We start from the raw sequence: 17,755 nt of genomic DNA, 5'->3' as shown, positions 1-17,755 counted from the left end.
CAAGCGGGGCTATAGCTCAGCTGGGAGAGCGCTTCGCTGGCAGCGAAGAGGTCTGCGGTTCGATCCCGCATAGCTCCACCAATATTTAGGTTTTTTGTTGACGGGTTTTATCAACAGAGAATAGATAGTTTTAACTTGTTTACAAGTTTTAGTGTCCCTATCGTCTAGAGGCCTAGGACACCGCCCTTTCACGGCGGTAACAGGGGTTCGAATCCCCTTAGGGATGCCACTATTTTTTAATAGTCTGTTTGTTATAAATAGAGTGTTAAAATATTAAGTTTGCTTATACTTATAAAATAATAAGCACTGTTCAGAATTGGTGATTTACCAGTTTTAGTGTCCCTATCGTCTAGAGGCCTAGGACACCGCCCTTTCACGGCGGTAACAGGGGTTCGAATCCCCTTAGGGATGCCACTTTCTCTTTTATTTAAGAAAGTGCATATAAAAAGTGAATCAGTTTCTTATACTGAGTTTTTTCTCAAAGAGTAATCTTTAAGGAATAGCAAATAAGAGTTTAGAGTTTTAATTGTCTAATCATGTACTGATTTGTCAGTTAATTCACCAGAGTGATCTGGTAGATAGTTTTTATTAATAATTAATTATAATTGTTAATTCAGTGTCCCTATCGTCTAGAGGCCTAGGACACCGCCCTTTCACGGCGGTAACAGGGGTTCGAATCCCCTTAGGGATGCCACTTTATTTAACTTTAAATAAAGTGTACAAAAAAGTGAAGTATAGAAAGCCCACGCAATAGTTAAGTATTGCGTGGGCTTTTTTGCGTCTAAAAAATTTAAATGAAAATATATTGTCGACAATTTTTGTTTTGTTCACTTGTAATATAATTTAACTCAGCTATTATGCTTGTATGATTTCAAGTTTGTCGACAATTTTAAATATAATTAAGATTTAACCCATATGCATTTAATAAACCCTACAAAGACTACAGCAGTAACAACAGCAGATAAAGTATTTGAACAAATGCAGTACGCTATTGTTGAAGGTGACATTCCAGCAGGAAGTAAAATAAGTGAGCCGGAATTAGCAAAGCGTTACCAAATTAGTCGTTCTACTTTGCGTGAAGCGTTAAATCGTTTAGAGAAGTGTCATTTGATTGAGCGTAAAGCAAATGTGGGCTCTAGAGTTGTAAACTGTTCTATTGAAGGTTTACTTGAGCTTTACATCACAAGAGAAGCGCTTGAAGGTATGGCTTGTCGTCAAGCAGCACTAAATATGTCTGATCAAGAAATTGAAGAGATGAAAGAAATGCTTAAAGCGCACAGCCAAACGCAAGAATTAAAAGATGGTATTGCTTATTATCAAGAAGAGGGTGACCTCGACTTTCATTATAAGGTCATTCTAGGTAGTCATAATAAGCAGCTAATCGATTTGATTTGTGGCCAATTGTATCACTTAGTTCGAATGTATCGTTGTCAGTTTGGTATGAATAGCCCAAGAGCAAGTCGTGCTTTTAATGAACATTATCAAATTATTCAAGCAATTAGTGATAGAGATGGTGAATTGGCTGAAATGTTAATGCGTCGTCATATCGCTGCATCAAGAAAAAATATTGAAAACAAAATAATGCAACAAGCGTTGTCAGAAGTTAACGAAAATAAGTAGAGGAAATATTATGATTAAGCATTCACTCGATAAACCAAAGTCTGCTGGCGCTAAATTTCGCCAAGCATTAATGAATAATAAACCACTTCAAGTTGTTGGTACTATCAATGCCTATTGCGCAATGATGGCTGAACAATTGGGCCACCAAGCTATTTACTTATCAGGTGGTGGTGTCGCTAATGCTTCTTATGGCTTACCTGATTTAGGAATGACTTCTTTAAACGACGTAGTGGCTGATGTAGCACGAATTACCAGTGCATCCTCTTTACCATTATTAGTTGATATCGATACAGGTTGGGGTGGAGCATTTAATATAGCTAAAACCGTACGTGATATGGAAAAAGCTGGTGCTGCCGCTGTTCATATAGAAGATCAAGTGGCACAAAAACGTTGTGGCCATCGACCAAATAAAGAAATTGTATCAACTGAAGAAATGGCAGATCGTATTCGCGCAGCGGTAGATGCACGTATTGATCCTGATTTTTTCATTATGGCGCGTACTGATGCGTTTGCTCAAGAAGGCATAGAAGCAGCACTTGAACGTGCAAAAGCTTATGTTGCAGCAGGTGCTGATGGTATTTTTGCTGAAGCCGTTAAAACAGAAGAGCATTATCGTGCTTTTACTGAAGCCTTAGATGTGCCTGTATTAGCCAATATCACTGAATTTGGTGAAACCGAGTTATGGAACAAAGAACAGTTAGGCGAGTGGGGCTGTGCCATGGTGCTTTACCCATTATCAGCTTTTCGTGCAATGAATAAAGCAGCAGAATCGGTTTATAAAACCTTATTAGCTGACGGCGATCAAAAAGCTGAGATAGAGAACATGCAAACGCGTATGGACTTATATGATTACCTTGGGTATCACGATTATGAACAAAAGTTAGATGCGCTTTTTTCTGAAGGTAAAAACAAATAATAATAATAAACAATAACTATCAAATGATCAGCTTTTAAGTCTGATAAATGTATAAATAATTGAGGATGAGATTATGACTGAAAAAAAATTAAGTGGTGCAGGCCTTAGAGGCCAAAGCGCAGGCGAAACTAAACTTTGTACTGTAGGGAAATCAGGCAGTGGGTTAACATATTGTGGTTATGATGTGGCAGATCTAGCTGAAAACTCAACATTTGAAGAAGTAGCCTACTTACTTTTTAACGGTGAGTTACCAAACCAAACACAATTAGATACTTATAAATCAGAATTAAAAGCATTACGTGATTTACCTGATGCTGTAAAAGAAGTATTAAAGCTTATTCCTAAAGATACACACCCTATGGATGTAATGCGTACGGGGTGTTCTATGCTAGGTAATATTGAACCTGAAAATGATTTTTCTGAGGAAAAAGAGGCTGCAAATCGTTTATTAGCGGCTTTCCCTGCAATCATGTGTTATTGGTATAAATTTTCACATGACGGTGTTGAAATTGACTGTATGACTGATGAAGATTCTTTAGGTGGTCATTTTTTACGTTTATTAAACCAAGAAGAGCCGTCAGAGCAACATAAGCGTGTAATGGATGTTTCATTAATATTATATGCCGAGCATGAATTTAACGCATCAACATTTACCGCACGTGTTTGTGCGTCAACATTATCAGATATGTTTTCATGTGTTACTGGTGCTATTGGTACGTTACGTGGTCCACTTCATGGTGGTGCTAACGAAGCAGCAATGGATATGATTGAAAAATTTAAGTCACCTGCTGATGCAAAAGAGCAAATGGCAGGTATGTTAGAGCGTAAAGAAAAAATCATGGGTTTTGGTCATGCGATTTATCGTACTTCAGATCCTCGTAACACAGTGATTAAGGCATGGTCTGAAAAATTAGCGGCTGAAAATGGAGATACGTCTTTATACGATATTTCAGTTGCTTGTGAAGAATTCATGTGGGACACCAAAAAGTTATTCTGTAATGCTGATTTTTTCCATGCTTCTACTTATAACTATATGGGTATTCCAACTAAATTGTTTACACCTATTTTTGTGTGCTCGCGCTTAACAGGTTGGGCTGCTCATGTAATGGAACAGCGTTCTAATAACCGCATTATTCGTCCAAGTGCTGATTATACTGGCTCTGAACCACGTACCGTAACGCCAATCGCGCAACGATAATTTAACGTATTTTTTTCTGTGGCTCAGTTAGTAAAATCATGCAAAGTCAGTTGTGTACTTTGCTGGCTGCTGAGCATAAGAAAATATTGAGAGAGATAAATAATAAAAAGGTATTTGCTCTTAGAGTTAATACCTTTATTTTTACAAAATATTGTGGATTAAGTTATGAATTATGATTACCGCAAACCACTACCAGGTGGGAATATAGATTTTTTCGATACTCGTGAAGCTGTCGAAACAATTAAACCCGGCGCTTACGCTAAATTACCTTACACTTCACGTGTATTAGCTGAACAACTAGTACGTCGTTGTGCTCCTGAGGCATTAACAGACTCATTAAAGCAAATTATCGAAGGAAAACAGGATTTAGACTTTCCTTGGTATCCTGCTCGAGTAGTTTGTCATGATATTTTAGGCCAAACAGCTTTAGTTGATTTAGCTGGCCTTCGAGACGCTATTGCTGAGCAAGGTGGTGATCCCGCCAAAGTAAACCCGATTGTACCAACTCAGTTAATTGTTGATCACTCGCTTGCCGTAGAATCAGCAGGTTTTGATCCTGAAGCCTTTGATAAAAACCGGTCGATTGAAGATCGTCGTAATGAACAACGTTTTCATTTCATTGAGTGGACTAAAACAGCGTTTAAAAACGTTGATGTTATCCCTGCCGGCAACGGTATTATGCATCAAATTAACTTAGAGAAAATGTCACCAGTGATTCAATCCCGTGACGGTGTTGCTTTCCCTGATACGTGTGTAGGTACCGATTCACATACGCCACATATTGATGCCTTAGGTGTTATTGCTATTGGTGTTGGTGGTTTAGAAGCTGAAACTGTTATGCTTGGCCGCCCATCGATGATGCGTCTACCGGATATTATTGGTGTTAAGTTAACAGGTAAACGTCATCCAGGTATTACCGCTACTGATATGGTATTGGCAATTACTGAATTTTTACGTAATCAGAAAGTTGTTTCTAGTTACTTAGAATTTTTTGGTGAAGGTACTAAATTATTAACTATTGGTGACCGTGCAACAATTTCAAATATGACACCAGAATATGGTGCGTCTGCTGGTATGTTCTATATTGACGAACAAACCATTGATTACTTAAAAATGACCGGTCGAGAGCCCGAACAAGTCGCATTAGTTGAAAATTACGCTAAACATACTGGTTTATGGGCTGATGATTTACTTGAAGCAGAATACCCACGTGTTATCGAATTTGATTTATCTACAGTTACTCGTAATTTAGCAGGGCCTTCTAATCCACATCGTCGTTTAGCTACGGCCGACTTAGTGTCGAAAGATATAGCTAAAAATTTAGATGCTTGTAAAGCGCAAGAAGCTAATGGTGAAATGCCTGATGGTGCGGTAATTATTGCGGCAATCACTTCGTGTACTAATACATCTAATCCTCGTAACGTTGTTGCTGCAGGTCTTATTGCTAAACGCGCGAATGAATTAGGTTTAATACGTAAGCCTTGGGTTAAATCGTCATTTGCACCGGGTTCAAAAGTTGCCAAACTTTATTTAGAGGAAGCAGGGCTTCTTTCTGAGATGGAAAAATTAGGTTTTGGTATTGTTGGTTACGCATGTACTACGTGTAATGGTATGTCAGGGGCCTTAGACCCTAAAATACAGCAAGAAATTATCGACCGTGATTTATATTCTACCGCTGTATTATCAGGTAACCGTAACTTTGATGGTCGAATTCATCCGTACGCTAAACAAGCCTTTTTAGCATCGCCACCATTAGTTGTTGCTTATGCGATTGCGGGTACAATTCGTTTTGATATTGAAAGAGACGTGTTAGGTCAAGATCAAAACGGTAACGATATTACTTTAAAAGATATCTGGCCATCAGATGAAGAAATTGATTCAATTGTGGCTTCTTGTGTTAAACCTGAGCAATTTAAGAAAATTTACACGCCTATGTTTGATTTGGGTGCGTTTGAACCTGCCGAAAGTCCATTATATGCGTGGGATGAAACCAGTACTTATATTCGTCGTCCACCTTATTGGGAAGGAGCATTAGCAGGTAAACGTACGATGAAAGGTATGGTTCCACTAGCTGTGCTTGGCGATAACATCACAACGGATCATTTATCACCATCAAATGCTATCCAGTTAAACAGTGCAGCAGGGGCTTACTTACATAAAATGGGGTTACCTGAAGCAGACTTTAACTCATACGCAACGCATCGGGGCGATCATTTAACGGCTCAACGTGCAACTTTTGCTAACCCAAAACTTTACAATGAAATGTGTAAAGACGATAACGGTGAAGTAAAACAAGGCTCTTTAGCCCGTATTGAGCCAGAAGGCACTGAATCACGGATGTGGGAAGCGATAGAAACCTACATGGAGCGCAAGCAGCCATTAATTATTATTGCCGGAGCTGACTATGGTCAAGGCTCTTCACGTGATTGGGCTGCAAAAGGTGTGCGCTTAGCGGGTGTTGAAGTTATTGTTTCTGAAGGCTTCGAGCGTATACATCGTACTAACTTAGTTGGTATGGGGGTATTACCTTTAGAGTTTACTCAGGGTGAAACACGTCATACTTATGGTATTGATGGTACTGAAACCTATGATGTTGAGGGCTCAACAGCTCCTGGCGCAACCATGACAGTTGTGATGACACGTCGTAACGGCGAAGTTGTTAATATACCGGTTAAATGTCGTTTAGATACAGCAGAAGAAGTGTCGGTTTATGCCGCTGGTGGGGTATTACAGAAATTTGCCAATGACTTCTTAGAATCAAATACTTAATCGCTTTTATAGTCTTCTTGCAGGCTGGAAATGTTTATTGATGTTGGTCAATTTAATACTTCTGCCTTTAGTCAACGCTAAGAGTAAGACTAGAAAACTGCTTGTATCAAATTGATTCAGTATGTTGAGTTTAATGAAAATGGTACATAGGTTCTAAAAAATAATGTGCCATTTTTTCATAAATAAGTTAAATAGCAAAAGGTAAAATAATGTCTTCAGTTCCTCAAGTAAAAATTCCTACTACGTATATTCGTGGTGGCACGTCTAAAGGTGTCTTTTTTAATTTAACGGATTTACCAGAACGTTGCCAGGTTGCAGGTGAACCTCGTGACAATATGCTATTGCGTGTTATTGGTAGTCCAGATCCATACGGCAAACAAACTGATGGCATGGGGGGCGCTACATCCTCAACCAGCAAAACAGTTATTTTGGCAAAAAGTAGTGATATAGATCATGATGTTGATTACTTATTTGGGCAAGTAGCTATCGATAAGGCATTCGTTGATTGGTCTGGTAATTGTGGCAATTTAACCGCCGCGGTTGGTTCATTTGCCATTATGTCTGGGTTAGTTGATCCTGAACGTGTACCAAAAAATGGTATCTGTACAGTACGTATTTGGCAAAAAAACATTTCAAAAACTATTATCGCTAAAGTGCCTATGACTAATGGTGAAGTACAGGAAACAGGTGATTTTGAACTAGATGGCGTGACTTTTCCGGCAGCTGAAGTACCAGTAGAGTTTTTAGCACCTGTTGACCCTTCTGAAGCGATGTTTCCAACGGGTAATGTTGTTGACCAGCTAGAGGTTCCTGGTGTTGGTACATTTACCGCATCCATGATCACTGCTGGAATCCCGACCATATTTTTAAATGCAGATGAAATCGGTTATACCGGTACCGAATTACAAGACGCGATAAATAATGATGAGGCAGCACTAGAACGCTTTGAGATTATTCGTGCGTATGGTGCGATTAAAATGGGGTTAATTAACGATATTTCAGAGGCCAAAGATCGTCAACATACGCCAAAGGTTGCTTTTGTCTCAAAGGCGCAAGATTATACGACCTCAAGTGCTAAACAAGTGAGTGCGACAGAAATAGATTTACATGTTCGTGCCTTATCTATGGGTAAATTACATCATGCAATGATGGGAACTGCTGCTGTTGCTATTGGTACAGCAGGCGCAATACCTGGTACTTTAGTTAATTTAGCTGCGGGTGGCGGTAAGCGTGAATCAGTTATTTTTGGTCATCCATCAGGCACTTTAAAAGTGGGTGCCCAAGCGATTGAAGTTGACGGTAAATGGCAAGTAACAAAAGCCATCATGAGTCGAAGTGCTAGGGTACTTATGGAAGGTTGGGTACGAATTCCTGGGGACAGTTTTTAAAGCTAAAGATTACTTTATTGTGCAGAGCTAATTAACGTACTGAAGATAATGGTAATTATAATCATTAATCTAGTACTTTAGCCTAGTTACGTGAAATATTACTTTGCATTATCGCTTAGTCCGTTTATAAAAGAACTTATATTAATGATTTAAGGACTTTTATTATGACTAGGCTTATTTACACACTCGGTTGTGTTTTATTTACATCAGCGGTTTCAATGAACTTGTCAGCGACAACATTGACTATTTCAGATAACCTTATCGTCTCTGAAATTGATAATAAAGCAGTTGAACACGGCTTACTTAATAAAAAATCTACCTTTGAACTTAATTCCGGTAATTATACGCTGATCATGTATTATAAAGATGTATTTGAAGATTTAGATTTTGCTGAAAATAGAGTGGTTAAATCAAAAGACTTTGTTGTTAATCTTGTTGTTAAAGAAGAGAGTGAACTTAAACTTGCTACTGTCGCCATCAAAAATTTAGCCCAAGCAGAGTCTTTTTCTCAATCGCCTGAATTGATATTAAAAGATGAAAAAAATCAACGCTTAAATATTACATTAGAAAATATAGACGACTATCGAATAGCGCAACAGGTTAATTTAGCGGTCAATTCCTATGTAGCAAAACAAAGTACTCAAAATAATACAGTGCCAGCAGTAGTAAAAAATAGTGTAGTAGCGAAACCTATTACCCAAGTAAGCGATACAACTACTGTCGTTAATCGCGCTAGTAACACTTTGATACAAGTTAATTCATTGACTATGTTAAAATATTGGTGGCAAAATGCTTCAGATGAAGAACGAAATCATTTTACGCAATACATGAATAGCAACGAATGATTTTCCTATCATATTTTAATTTATGCTGAACACTGTAAATTTATGTTCGGCAACAGTAGGATAAAAAATGTTTAAATCGTTAACAATACCTTTTACCAGTGCAGTTGTTACCCGTGGGATTGCTATGAGTGCAATTCTTCTTTTTACCTTACCTCAACAAAGCTTCGCAAATACTCAAGCCTCAGGGATAGAAGTAAGAGGGCAAGGTAGTGTATTGGCAGAGCCTGATGTGTTTTCTTTATCCGTATCGATAATCGAAAAAGGGCACTTCACTGATAAAATCCGAGCTATTGTTGATCATAAAAGCAATCAAGTAGTCGATGTTGCAACAAATCTAGGTATCAAATCAGGTAATATAAATTCAGCCAGAGTTTCTTTACGTGTTATTAAAGAAGAGGTTGGTGTTAACCTTCAGGGCGTTGAAGTTATACAAACACTACCAAATCATCAAAAAAGTAAATTAACCATTGATACCAACTCGTCTAACAATTTTACCACTACTAAACCTCAGTATTTTGAGTTGAGTAGAAATATTACGATTAATTTTTCAGATATTAAAGATTATGACCAGTTTTTAAATTCGATTATTAAAATTGGTGTACATCGAATATCACCTTTGAGTATGTCTATCGGAAATAGTGATAAATATTATCAGCAGGCTTTATCATTAGCGATTGACCAAGCAAAAGCAAAAGCAGTACAAATTGCTAAACAAACTGAACAACCGTTAGGGAAATTGATTTATGTTCAAGAGACAAGTAATAATCATTATAGACCCGTCTATAATGCTTCAATGAAAATGAGTGATTCTTTCGAACATAGCTCACAAGTAGGTAATCAAGCAATTAATGCGAGCGTTTTAGTTAAATACTCCATAGATTAGTTAATTATTTAGTTAAATTAAAGCTTCCGATAGATAAAAGCTTTAATTTATGTGGCTTTCAAGGTATGTTATGCCTTTTAAGCCCTCTTTAAATCTTTGGAAAATATCATTGGTTAATAAAATTGAGTTTTACCAGGAACTATTAGCGCAAACTAAATCGTTAATTTGTGATGAAATAGACCCTATCGCCAACATGGCAAATATATCTGCTTTACTCTTTGATGCGTTAGATCAAGTTAATTGGCTTGGGTTTTATCGTGTGATTGATGAACAGCTTGTCTTAGGTCCATTCCAAGGTAAAGTTGCCTGTATTCGAATTCCAATTGGAACGGGTGTTTGTGGCACTGCAGCACAAACAAAAGTGACGCAACGTATTAAAGATGTTCATCAATTTGATGGTCATATTGCTTGCGATGCAACGACGAATTCTGAAATTGTTATTCCAGTTCAAGTTAACGGTGATATAATAGCGGTTTTGGACATAGACAGTACTGGCTTTGATCGTTTTGACCAAGAAGACCAAAATGGTTTAGAAGCGATAGTAAAAGTATTTGAGCAATCTTTATTAGCCTGTGATGAAAAAGTAACACGATGAAAGAATTTGTAGTTATACATGACTATCTAGTCACTGAGGAAATTGTCGGTGACTGGGATGGTCAAGAAGAGATGGCTGTTGAGAAAATCAATGAAATTTACCATACATTCTATGACTTAGCAGAAGAAGATATAGAGACTGAAGTATTAGAGCAGCTATTGGCTTTAATATGGGATTACTGGATTGGGCAAGATGAATTACCTGATGTAGAATCTGATGATATTTATGATTGGTGTCGTAATATCTTAGAGAATCGAGACCAGCACCTACAAACACAAGATTATTAATTTAAACTATTTAACTGAAACTGTATAAAAGTTGTATTTATGGAAACTGAAATTAAACGTATAAGCACTAAAGATATCATTACCTATTTAACAGAAAAATTTCCAGAATGTTTTTCTATTAAAGGTCCAGTAAAACCATTAAAAGTGGGGATATTCCAAGATTTAGCTGAAAAGCTAAGTGATGATGAAACGGTTAGCAAAACTCGTTTACGTCAAGCATTAAGACATTACACGAGTAGTTGGCGTTATCTTAAAGCGATAAAAACCGGTGCTTTCCGTGTTGATATTGATGGAAAGGACGTTGCTGAAATTGATGAAGAGCAAGCAAATTATGCGAGCAAAACATTAAAAGAAAGCCAAGAAAAGTTTGGTAAAACACCTACATCTAATAAAAAAGATCAAGGTGATAAAAGAGCTCCTAAAACTAATTCAGCAAAAGCTAGCTCATTTAAAAGTAATGATAAAGCTTCTGATGATACAAAGCGTGATTCAGCTAAATTTAAGTCAGTTAAATCAGCTAAACGCAAAGAAGTAAAAAAAGAATTACCACCATTGAAAAAAGTAGATTCAGCTACAATAAAGGTAGGTAACAAAGTAAAAGTTCAACTAGGTAATTCGCCTATGAATGCAACTATTACTGAAATTGCAGGGAAAGATATTAGTGTTCAACTTGACTCAGGCATGACCATTAAAACACAAATGCAAAATATATATTCGTAATCAAATCTTGGTTATTTAGTTTGAATATTAGTCATAGTTTGGTTAATTATAGTTTGGAGTAATGTGCATGCAAAAATTTTGTCGTATAGCACTTGCCGTATCTTTATCGGTAAGTTTTTCAATAGGTAGCTATAGTGCTTTTGCATTTGAAGATACAGCTAAAGAATTAACACTGCCGGTACTTGCACCTGAATCTCAGCATGTTACCGCAACAAAACGTATTACGGCAAGGTTTACGCGAGGCCATTACAAGAAAGTAAAAATTGATGAAGCTCTTTCTCAAGATGTTTTCGATCGTTTTATTAAACAACTTGATTACTCTAGGAATGTTTTTTTAGCATCTGATATTACAGAACTTCAAAAACAGAGTTTAGATTTCGATGATGTATTTGCTCGTGGACAGTTATCCGCTGCTTATGATATTTATAATTTAAATATGCAACGTCGTTTAGAGCGTTATCAATATGCCCTTGATTTAATTAACTCTGAAGGAGTTGCTGTTGATTCGGACGATGAGAAAGCTCAAAAATCACCTTTTGATTTTAATAAAGATGATGTTTACGCTTATGATCGTGAAGAAGCTGCTTGGCCAACTTCTACCGCTGAACTAGATGAACTATGGCGAATCAAGGTTAAGTCAGACGTATTGAACTTGTTACTAGCAGGTAAAGAGTGGCCAGATACACAAAAAGTACTTACCAAACGTTACAAATATGCAATAAAACGCATTAAACAAAGTGAAAGTGAGGATGTTTTTCAACTTCTTATGAATAGCTTTGCTCGTGTTGTAGAGCCACATACTTCATATTTATCTCCTCGTAATGCTGAACGTTTTCAAATGGAAATGAATTTATCACTTGAAGGTATTGGTGCAGTTTTACGTGCAGAAGAAGATTATACTGTTATTCAAAGTGTAGTAAGTGGCGGTCCTGCTGACTCATCTAAAGCCTTAAAACCAAAAGATCGTATTGTTGGCGTAGCACAAGCCGATAAAGATTTTGAAGATGTTATCGGTTGGCGTTTAGATGATGTAGTTGAGAAAATTAAAGGACCTAAAGGGACTACTGTTAGACTTCAGGTTTTATCTGGTGAGTCAGATGATATATCTGAAGTAAAAGAAGTCACTATCGTTAGAGATAAAATTAAATTAGAAAACAAAGCGGCTAAATCTGAAATTTATTTCAAAGGCAGCGGTATTGAAAAAGCTGAAGTTGATAATGAAGATGTTGACAACGCTGAAGCAGAGAAAGTTAAAGCGAAAGTTATCCCTAAAATTGAACATGTTAAAGAGGGTGAGAAATTAGGAGTAATTACAATTCCTAGTTTTTATAACAACTTATCAAGCGATGTAAAAAAAGAAATTGAGAAGTTAAAAGAACAAGACGTGCAAGGTATCATTATTGATTTACGTGGTAATGGTGGCGGCTCTTTACCAGAAGCAACATTATTAACGGGCTTGTTTATTGATAAAGGTCCTGTTGTTCAAATAAGAAATGGTGCTAATCGTGTTGATGTCCATCGTGATAAAGATGGAATTAGTTATTATGACGGGCCACTCACTGTAATGGTTGATAGATATAGCGCATCTGCTTCTGAAATTTTTGCGGCTGCTATACAAGATTATGGCCGTGGAGTGATTGTAGGCGAGCATACCTTTGGAAAAGGTACTGTACAGCAGCACCGTGGTTTAGGTCGTGTATATGACTTATACGAAAATCCATTAGGTAGTATCCAATACACTATCGCAAAATTTTATAGAATTAATGGTGGCAGCACACAGCACCGGGGCGTTCTACCTGATATCGCTTTTCCAACTGCGGTAAATCCTGAAGAGTGGGGCGAAAGTAAAGAAGAAAACGCGCTACCATGGGATCAGATTGATAAAGCTCAATATTCTAAACTACATGATGTGACGAAAGATGTTACTTATTTAACCTCGTCATACCAAAATAGAATTAAGGATAATAGTGAATTTAACTATTTGCTGGAAGATATTGAAACGTATAAAGCTGAAAAAGATGATAAAACTATTTCATTGAATTTAGAAAAACGTAAAAATAAACGTGAAGAGCGTAAAAATGATCGACTTATTAGGAATAATGAACGACTAGTTAGGATGGGTAAAGAGCCAGTTAAAGACTTAGATGATTTACCTGATGACTTAGATGAGCTAGACCCATTTCTTGATGAAACGGCGCGTATTACCTTTGACTTTGTCAATTTAAGTAAAATAGCTAAAAAATAGAAAAGATAGAATTAAGAAAGCCGCCCTAAGGGCGGCTTTCTTGCCTTAGGGATAAGGTATTTATATTTATTTAAAGTGAATAAATAATCAAAATATAGAGCATACATAAAAAATAATAAAAACGAACATAAAAGGTTATTTCATAATATGTCAAATCAAGTACCACAAGAAAATCAATCGCCAATAGATAGCAAAGAACCCACTATGTTGGACTCTGTTATTCCTTTAATCGCTTTGGTGATTATGCTTACCGCTTCAGTATCTTATTTTGCAGATAACTCCTCCTTTGGCCCAAATCAAATAGCACTATTGCTATCTATGGGGATTGCTATTCTTATTGGCCTAAAAAATGGGCATCAGTGGGGTGAAATTGAAGAAGCGATAGTTAAAGGTATTTCTATTTCATTAGGAGCAATCTTAATTCTCTTAACCGTTGGCGCACTTATCGGAACCTGGTTACTTTCAGGCACTGTACCAACAATGATTTATTATGGATTACAAATTATCGATCCAAGCTGGTTTTATGCTGCTTGTTGTCTTGTTTGTGGTATTGTTGCAATGAGTATAGGTAGCTCTTGGACGACGGCTGCCACAGTCGGTGTCGCTTTTATTGGCATTTCAAATGGCTTTGAAATGTCTACTGCGGTTACCGCAGGTGCTGTTATCTCGGGTGCTTATTTTGGCGATAAATTATCACCACTGTCAGAAACAACTAACTTAGCTCCCGCAGTAGCCGGTAGTGAGTTATTTGATCATATACGTTATATGTTGTGGACGACAATTCCTTCCATTGTAATTGCTTTAATTTTGTTTTTAATTATTGGTTTTAATCATTCTTCAGGAAATGTAGAGAGTACAGATGCTATTCAAAAATTAACCTCTACCTTAGACCAAACCTATAATATCTCTGTATATAATTTAATCCCTTTACTTATTTTGTTAGTGTTAGCTTTCAAAAAAATGCCAGCATTTCCAGCCGTTGCAATAGGTGCCATTATTGGTGCTATTTGGTCAGGAATTTTTCAACAAGAGTTAATTCTGTCGATGGCAGAAAAAGGTATTTCAAATTCTACTGCCTATATAACCATTATTTGGACTGCTTTTTTTGATGGAATAGTAGTTAACACTGGCAATGGCGAAATTGATAAATTACTAAGCCGTGGCGGCATGTCTAGTATGTTAAATACTATTTGGTTAGTTATGTGTGCTTTAAGTTTTGGTGCAGTGTTAGAGCGCCTTGGTATGTTAGCTAAATTTGTTGAAACGATTTTAAAAACGGCTAAATCAGTTGGTAGTTTAATTACGAGTACAATGGCAACGTGTATTGGTACTAACTTAATCACAGCCGATCAATACATGGCTATTGTGATGCCTGGTAGAATGTTTAAAGAAGAATATCATCGTCGTGGACTTCATCCTACGGTACTCAGTAGAACACTGGAAGATTCAGGTACCATTACTTCTCCTTTAATTCCTTGGAATACTTGTGGCGCATTTATGTTTGGCGCACTTGCTCTCACTTCTTATGACTACATATTTTATTGTTTTTTTAACCTAATAAATCCAGTTATTGCTGTTATATATGCTTATACAGGGTTTAAAATTAAAAAGTTAGATGAAAGTGTATAACTATTTTTCAACCTACCTTTGATAAGGTAGGTTTGTTTTTATCAGATATTTGGATCATTTATGTCTCAAACTACTGCACATTTCTTAGCGGATTACCGCCCATCTCCATTCAAAATAGAAACGGTTAATTTAACCGTTGAACTTGACGATACAAGTACCAGAGTTATTAATGAAATGGCTGTTTCTCGTCAAGGAGATCACCAAGAAGCACTTGTATTAAACGGCGAACAACTTACGTTAATAGCTCTTTATATTAACGATGAACAGCTATCTACAGAGCATTATCAGTTAGTAGATAATAGTTTATCTTTAACTACCTTAGAAAATAACTTTAAACTGACTGTTGTTACTCGTATCAACCCTGTTGAAAATACTTCTTTAGAAGGTTTATTTAAATCAGGTGATGCGTTCTGCACCCAATGTGAGGCTGAAGGTTTTCGTCGTATTAGTTATTATTTAGACAGACCCGATGTGATGGCTATTTTTACGACAAAAGTTATTGCGGATAAATCACTATATCCTTACCTATTGTCTAATGGTAATAAAATTGAACAGGGTAACTTAGACAACAATAAACACTTTGTTACTTGGCATGATCCCTTCCCAAAACCTTGCTACTTGTTTGCATTGGTAGCGGGAGATTTTGATTTGCTATCTGATAATTTTACGACTTGTTCAGGCCGCAATGTTTCTTTAGAGATATTCGTAGATAAAGGTAATTTGCATAAATCTGAACATGCAATGGCCTCGTTAAAAAAATCTATGGAATGGGACGAACAAACATTTGGATTAGAATATGATCTTGATATTTACATGATTGTTGCCGTTGATTTCTTCAATATGGGCGCCATGGAAAATAAAGGTTTAAATGTTTTTAATAGTAAATATGTTTTGGCTGATAAAGATTGCGCGACTGACAGCGATTATTTCAATATTGAAGCGGTTATAGCACATGAATATTTTCATAACTGGACCGGGAACCGAGTTACTTGTCGAGATTGGTTTCAACTTAGTTTAAAAGAAGGCTTAACGGTTTTTCGTGATCAACAATTTAGTGCTGATATGCATTCAAGTGCAGTAACACGTATTCAAAATGTACGAGTATTACGATCACAACAGTTTTCTGAAGATGCTGGACCAATGGCACATCCTATTCGTCCAGAAAAAGTATTGGAGATGAATAATTTTTACACCTTAACTGTGTACGAAAAAGGTGCTGAAGTTATTCGTATGCTCCATACCTTATTAGGTAAGGACAACTTTAGATTGGGTATGGATCTCTACTTTAAACGTTTTGATGGAATGGCGGTTACTTGTGACGACTTCATCAATGCCATGAGTGATGCCTCAAATAAAGATCTGTCACAATTTAAGCTTTGGTATAGCCAATCAGGCACGCCTTCTATTAGAGTAAGTGAACACTTTGATGACACGGGCGTTTACAGTTTAACATTAGCACAGCAATCACCTATTACCACTAAGCAAGTTGCACCTCAAGCACTACATATTCCTATAAAAATGGAACTAATTGTTAATGATAATGGCAAAATAACGGTTCAAGAACATATGGTTGAATTAACAGGTGATGATCAAACTTGGCAGTTTAAAGGCTTTAAAACTAAACCAACTATTGCATTATTAGCTGATTTTAGTGCACCCGTTAAAGTTAATTTCGCTCAAGATGATAATGATTTATTTACCATTATTTCTAACGCAAATAATAGTTTTTGTCGTTGGGATGCAGGGCAAAAGTTATTAATGTCTTACATTAAATCGCTAACGTTAATACCTGAATTTGTTATTCCCACCCAGCTTTTAACCTGTTTTACCGAACTATTGAACTCGAACGATGATGCAGCTTTTATTGCTGAACAGTTGATGCTACCTAGCTTTGATGAGGCCGCCGATATAATTGACCAGGTTGACCCTGTTAGTTTAGTTAGTGCATTACAAAAACTTTCTTTATTTATTGCAAAAGGAATAGAAAAACCTTTATTGCAAAAGTTACGTGATTGTCAGGCACTGTTACAGAAAGCAGGTTTATCTGAAGCAGAAGTTACTGCGAATAAAGCATTAAAAAATATTTGTTTACATTACTTAGCCTCTTTAGAACAACACGCTGCTTTAGTTGATGAACAATTTAATGAATCAGATAATATGACCGATTCACTTGCTGCATTAAGCTGTAGTGCAAAATACAATTTAGCAGGCTTTTCGGCGCAAATGAAAGCTTTTGAAGATAAGTGGCAAGATACATCTTTAGTTATGGATAAATGGTTCTCATTATCTGTTAGTCTTGCTAGTGAAGATATTTTTACTCAGTTGACCAATTTAACAGAACATAAACTTTTTACATTGAAAAACCCCAATAGAGCGAGATCATTAATTGGTGCTTTTGCGATGAATAATCCAAAATATTTTCATTGTACCTCAGGTAAGGGATATAAATTTCTTGCAGATAAAATTGCTGCACTTAATGCCATTAACCCACAGGTAGCATCTAGGTTAATAACACCGCTTATTCAATTTAATAGTTTTGCCCAGCCACATAAAGAACTAATGAAGGCTCAATTAATTAAATTACAGGCGCTGCCTCATCTGTCTAATGACTTAAAAGAAAAATTAGATGCATCACTAACAATGTAAGCTCAATCATAGAC

General features: G+C 36.6%; 13 protein-coding genes and 4 tRNA genes. All 17 read left to right on the top strand.

From position 1 onward, the window contains the following. Nucleotides 1–5: 5 nt before the first annotated feature. The 17 genes from GQS55_RS10840 to pepN all read left to right on the top strand — a co-directional run bounded on the left by GQS55_RS10840 (nt 6) and on the right by pepN (nt 17,741). Nucleotides 6–81, top strand: a tRNA-Ala gene (locus GQS55_RS10840). 72 nt (nt 82–153) lie between these two features. Continuing rightward, nucleotides 154–229: transfer RNA gene (locus GQS55_RS10835), tRNA-Glu, on the top strand. Nucleotides 230–338: 109 nt separating this feature from the next. Further along, nucleotides 339–414 (top strand) — tRNA-Glu (locus GQS55_RS10830). A gap of 204 nt (nt 415–618) precedes the next feature. Then, nucleotides 619–694: transfer RNA gene (locus tag GQS55_RS10825), tRNA-Glu, on the top strand. Nucleotides 695–915: 221 nt separating this feature from the next. Continuing rightward, complete coding sequence (locus tag GQS55_RS10820; protein ID WP_159820508.1) at nt 916–1,620, top strand: GntR family transcriptional regulator; 705 nt, start codon at nt 916–918, stop codon at nt 1,618–1,620. Nucleotides 1,621–1,630: 10 nt separating this feature from the next. Then, nucleotides 1,631–2,536, top strand: coding sequence for a methylisocitrate lyase (gene prpB, locus GQS55_RS10815; protein ID WP_159820507.1), 906 nt, complete (start codon nt 1,631–1,633; stop codon nt 2,534–2,536). Nucleotides 2,537–2,609: 73 nt separating this feature from the next. Beyond that, on the top strand, nt 2,610–3,734 hold the full coding sequence (gene prpC / locus GQS55_RS10810; RefSeq protein ID WP_159820505.1) for a bifunctional 2-methylcitrate synthase/citrate synthase: 1,125 nt from the start codon (nt 2,610–2,612) through the stop codon (nt 3,732–3,734). A 165-nt stretch (nt 3,735–3,899) separates the two neighbouring features. Then, nucleotides 3,900–6,503, top strand: coding sequence for a Fe/S-dependent 2-methylisocitrate dehydratase AcnD (acnD, locus tag GQS55_RS10805; RefSeq protein ID WP_159820503.1), 2,604 nt, complete (start codon nt 3,900–3,902; stop codon nt 6,501–6,503). 209 nt (nt 6,504–6,712) lie between these two features. Then, on the top strand, nt 6,713–7,891 hold the full coding sequence (gene prpF / locus GQS55_RS10800; protein WP_159820501.1) for a 2-methylaconitate cis-trans isomerase PrpF: 1,179 nt from the start codon (nt 6,713–6,715) through the stop codon (nt 7,889–7,891). Between the two features lie 164 nt (nt 7,892–8,055). Then, entirely contained in the window at nt 8,056–8,736 is a 681-nt protein-coding gene (locus GQS55_RS10795; RefSeq protein WP_159820499.1) for a DUF2057 family protein, read from the top strand. A 67-nt stretch (nt 8,737–8,803) separates the two neighbouring features. Next, nucleotides 8,804–9,619, top strand: coding sequence for an SIMPL domain-containing protein (locus tag GQS55_RS10790; protein ID WP_159820497.1), 816 nt, complete (start codon nt 8,804–8,806; stop codon nt 9,617–9,619). Nucleotides 9,620–9,689: 70 nt separating this feature from the next. Then, nucleotides 9,690–10,214: a GAF domain-containing protein gene (locus GQS55_RS10785; protein ID WP_159820495.1), complete on the top strand. Its 525-nt coding sequence runs from the start codon at nt 9,690–9,692 to the stop codon at nt 10,212–10,214. Continuing rightward, nucleotides 10,211–10,501, top strand: coding sequence for a hypothetical protein (locus GQS55_RS10780; protein ID WP_159820493.1), 291 nt, complete (start codon nt 10,211–10,213; stop codon nt 10,499–10,501). Before GQS55_RS10785 ends, GQS55_RS10780 begins: the two co-directional genes overlap by 4 nt. A 39-nt stretch (nt 10,502–10,540) precedes the next feature. Continuing rightward, nucleotides 10,541–11,221 (top strand): RNA chaperone ProQ, encoded by a 681-nt coding sequence (gene proQ / locus GQS55_RS10775; RefSeq protein WP_159820491.1) that lies wholly within the window; start codon nt 10,541–10,543, stop codon nt 11,219–11,221. Between the two features lie 67 nt (nt 11,222–11,288). Next, nucleotides 11,289–13,466, top strand: coding sequence for a carboxy terminal-processing peptidase (gene prc, locus GQS55_RS10770; RefSeq protein WP_159820489.1), 2,178 nt, complete (start codon nt 11,289–11,291; stop codon nt 13,464–13,466). Between the two features lie 147 nt (nt 13,467–13,613). Further along, nucleotides 13,614–15,095: a Na+/H+ antiporter NhaC gene (gene nhaC, locus GQS55_RS10765; protein ID WP_159820487.1), complete on the top strand. Its 1,482-nt coding sequence runs from the start codon at nt 13,614–13,616 to the stop codon at nt 15,093–15,095. A gap of 60 nt (nt 15,096–15,155) precedes the next feature. Beyond that, entirely contained in the window at nt 15,156–17,741 is a 2,586-nt protein-coding gene (gene pepN / locus GQS55_RS10760) for an aminopeptidase N (RefSeq protein WP_159820485.1), read from the top strand. Nucleotides 17,742–17,755: the final 14 nt, after the last annotated feature.

Source organism: Colwellia sp. 20A7, from assembly GCF_009832865.1.
Classification (GTDB): domain Bacteria; phylum Pseudomonadota; class Gammaproteobacteria; order Enterobacterales; family Alteromonadaceae; genus Colwellia.
This window is presented reverse-complemented; position numbering and strand designations above follow the sequence as displayed.

Coding starts and splice junctions, on each gene's coding strand:
- proQ (WP_159820491.1), top strand. CDS start 10,541: ATGGAAACTGAAATTAAACGTATAAGCACTAAAGATATCATTACCTAT.
- nhaC (WP_159820487.1), top strand. CDS start 13,614: ATGTCAAATCAAGTACCACAAGAAAATCAATCGCCAATAGATAGCAAA.
- GQS55_RS10780 (WP_159820493.1), top strand. CDS start 10,211: ATGAAAGAATTTGTAGTTATACATGACTATCTAGTCACTGAGGAAATT.
- prpB (WP_159820507.1), top strand. CDS start 1,631: ATGATTAAGCATTCACTCGATAAACCAAAGTCTGCTGGCGCTAAATTT.
- GQS55_RS10785 (WP_159820495.1), top strand. CDS start 9,690: ATGCCTTTTAAGCCCTCTTTAAATCTTTGGAAAATATCATTGGTTAAT.
- GQS55_RS10820 (WP_159820508.1), top strand. CDS start 916: ATGCATTTAATAAACCCTACAAAGACTACAGCAGTAACAACAGCAGAT.
- prpF (WP_159820501.1), top strand. CDS start 6,713: ATGTCTTCAGTTCCTCAAGTAAAAATTCCTACTACGTATATTCGTGGT.
- acnD (WP_159820503.1), top strand. CDS start 3,900: ATGAATTATGATTACCGCAAACCACTACCAGGTGGGAATATAGATTTT.
- pepN (WP_159820485.1), top strand. CDS start 15,156: ATGTCTCAAACTACTGCACATTTCTTAGCGGATTACCGCCCATCTCCA.
- GQS55_RS10790 (WP_159820497.1), top strand. CDS start 8,804: ATGTTTAAATCGTTAACAATACCTTTTACCAGTGCAGTTGTTACCCGT.
- prc (WP_159820489.1), top strand. CDS start 11,289: ATGCAAAAATTTTGTCGTATAGCACTTGCCGTATCTTTATCGGTAAGT.
- prpC (WP_159820505.1), top strand. CDS start 2,610: ATGACTGAAAAAAAATTAAGTGGTGCAGGCCTTAGAGGCCAAAGCGCA.
- GQS55_RS10795 (WP_159820499.1), top strand. CDS start 8,056: ATGACTAGGCTTATTTACACACTCGGTTGTGTTTTATTTACATCAGCG.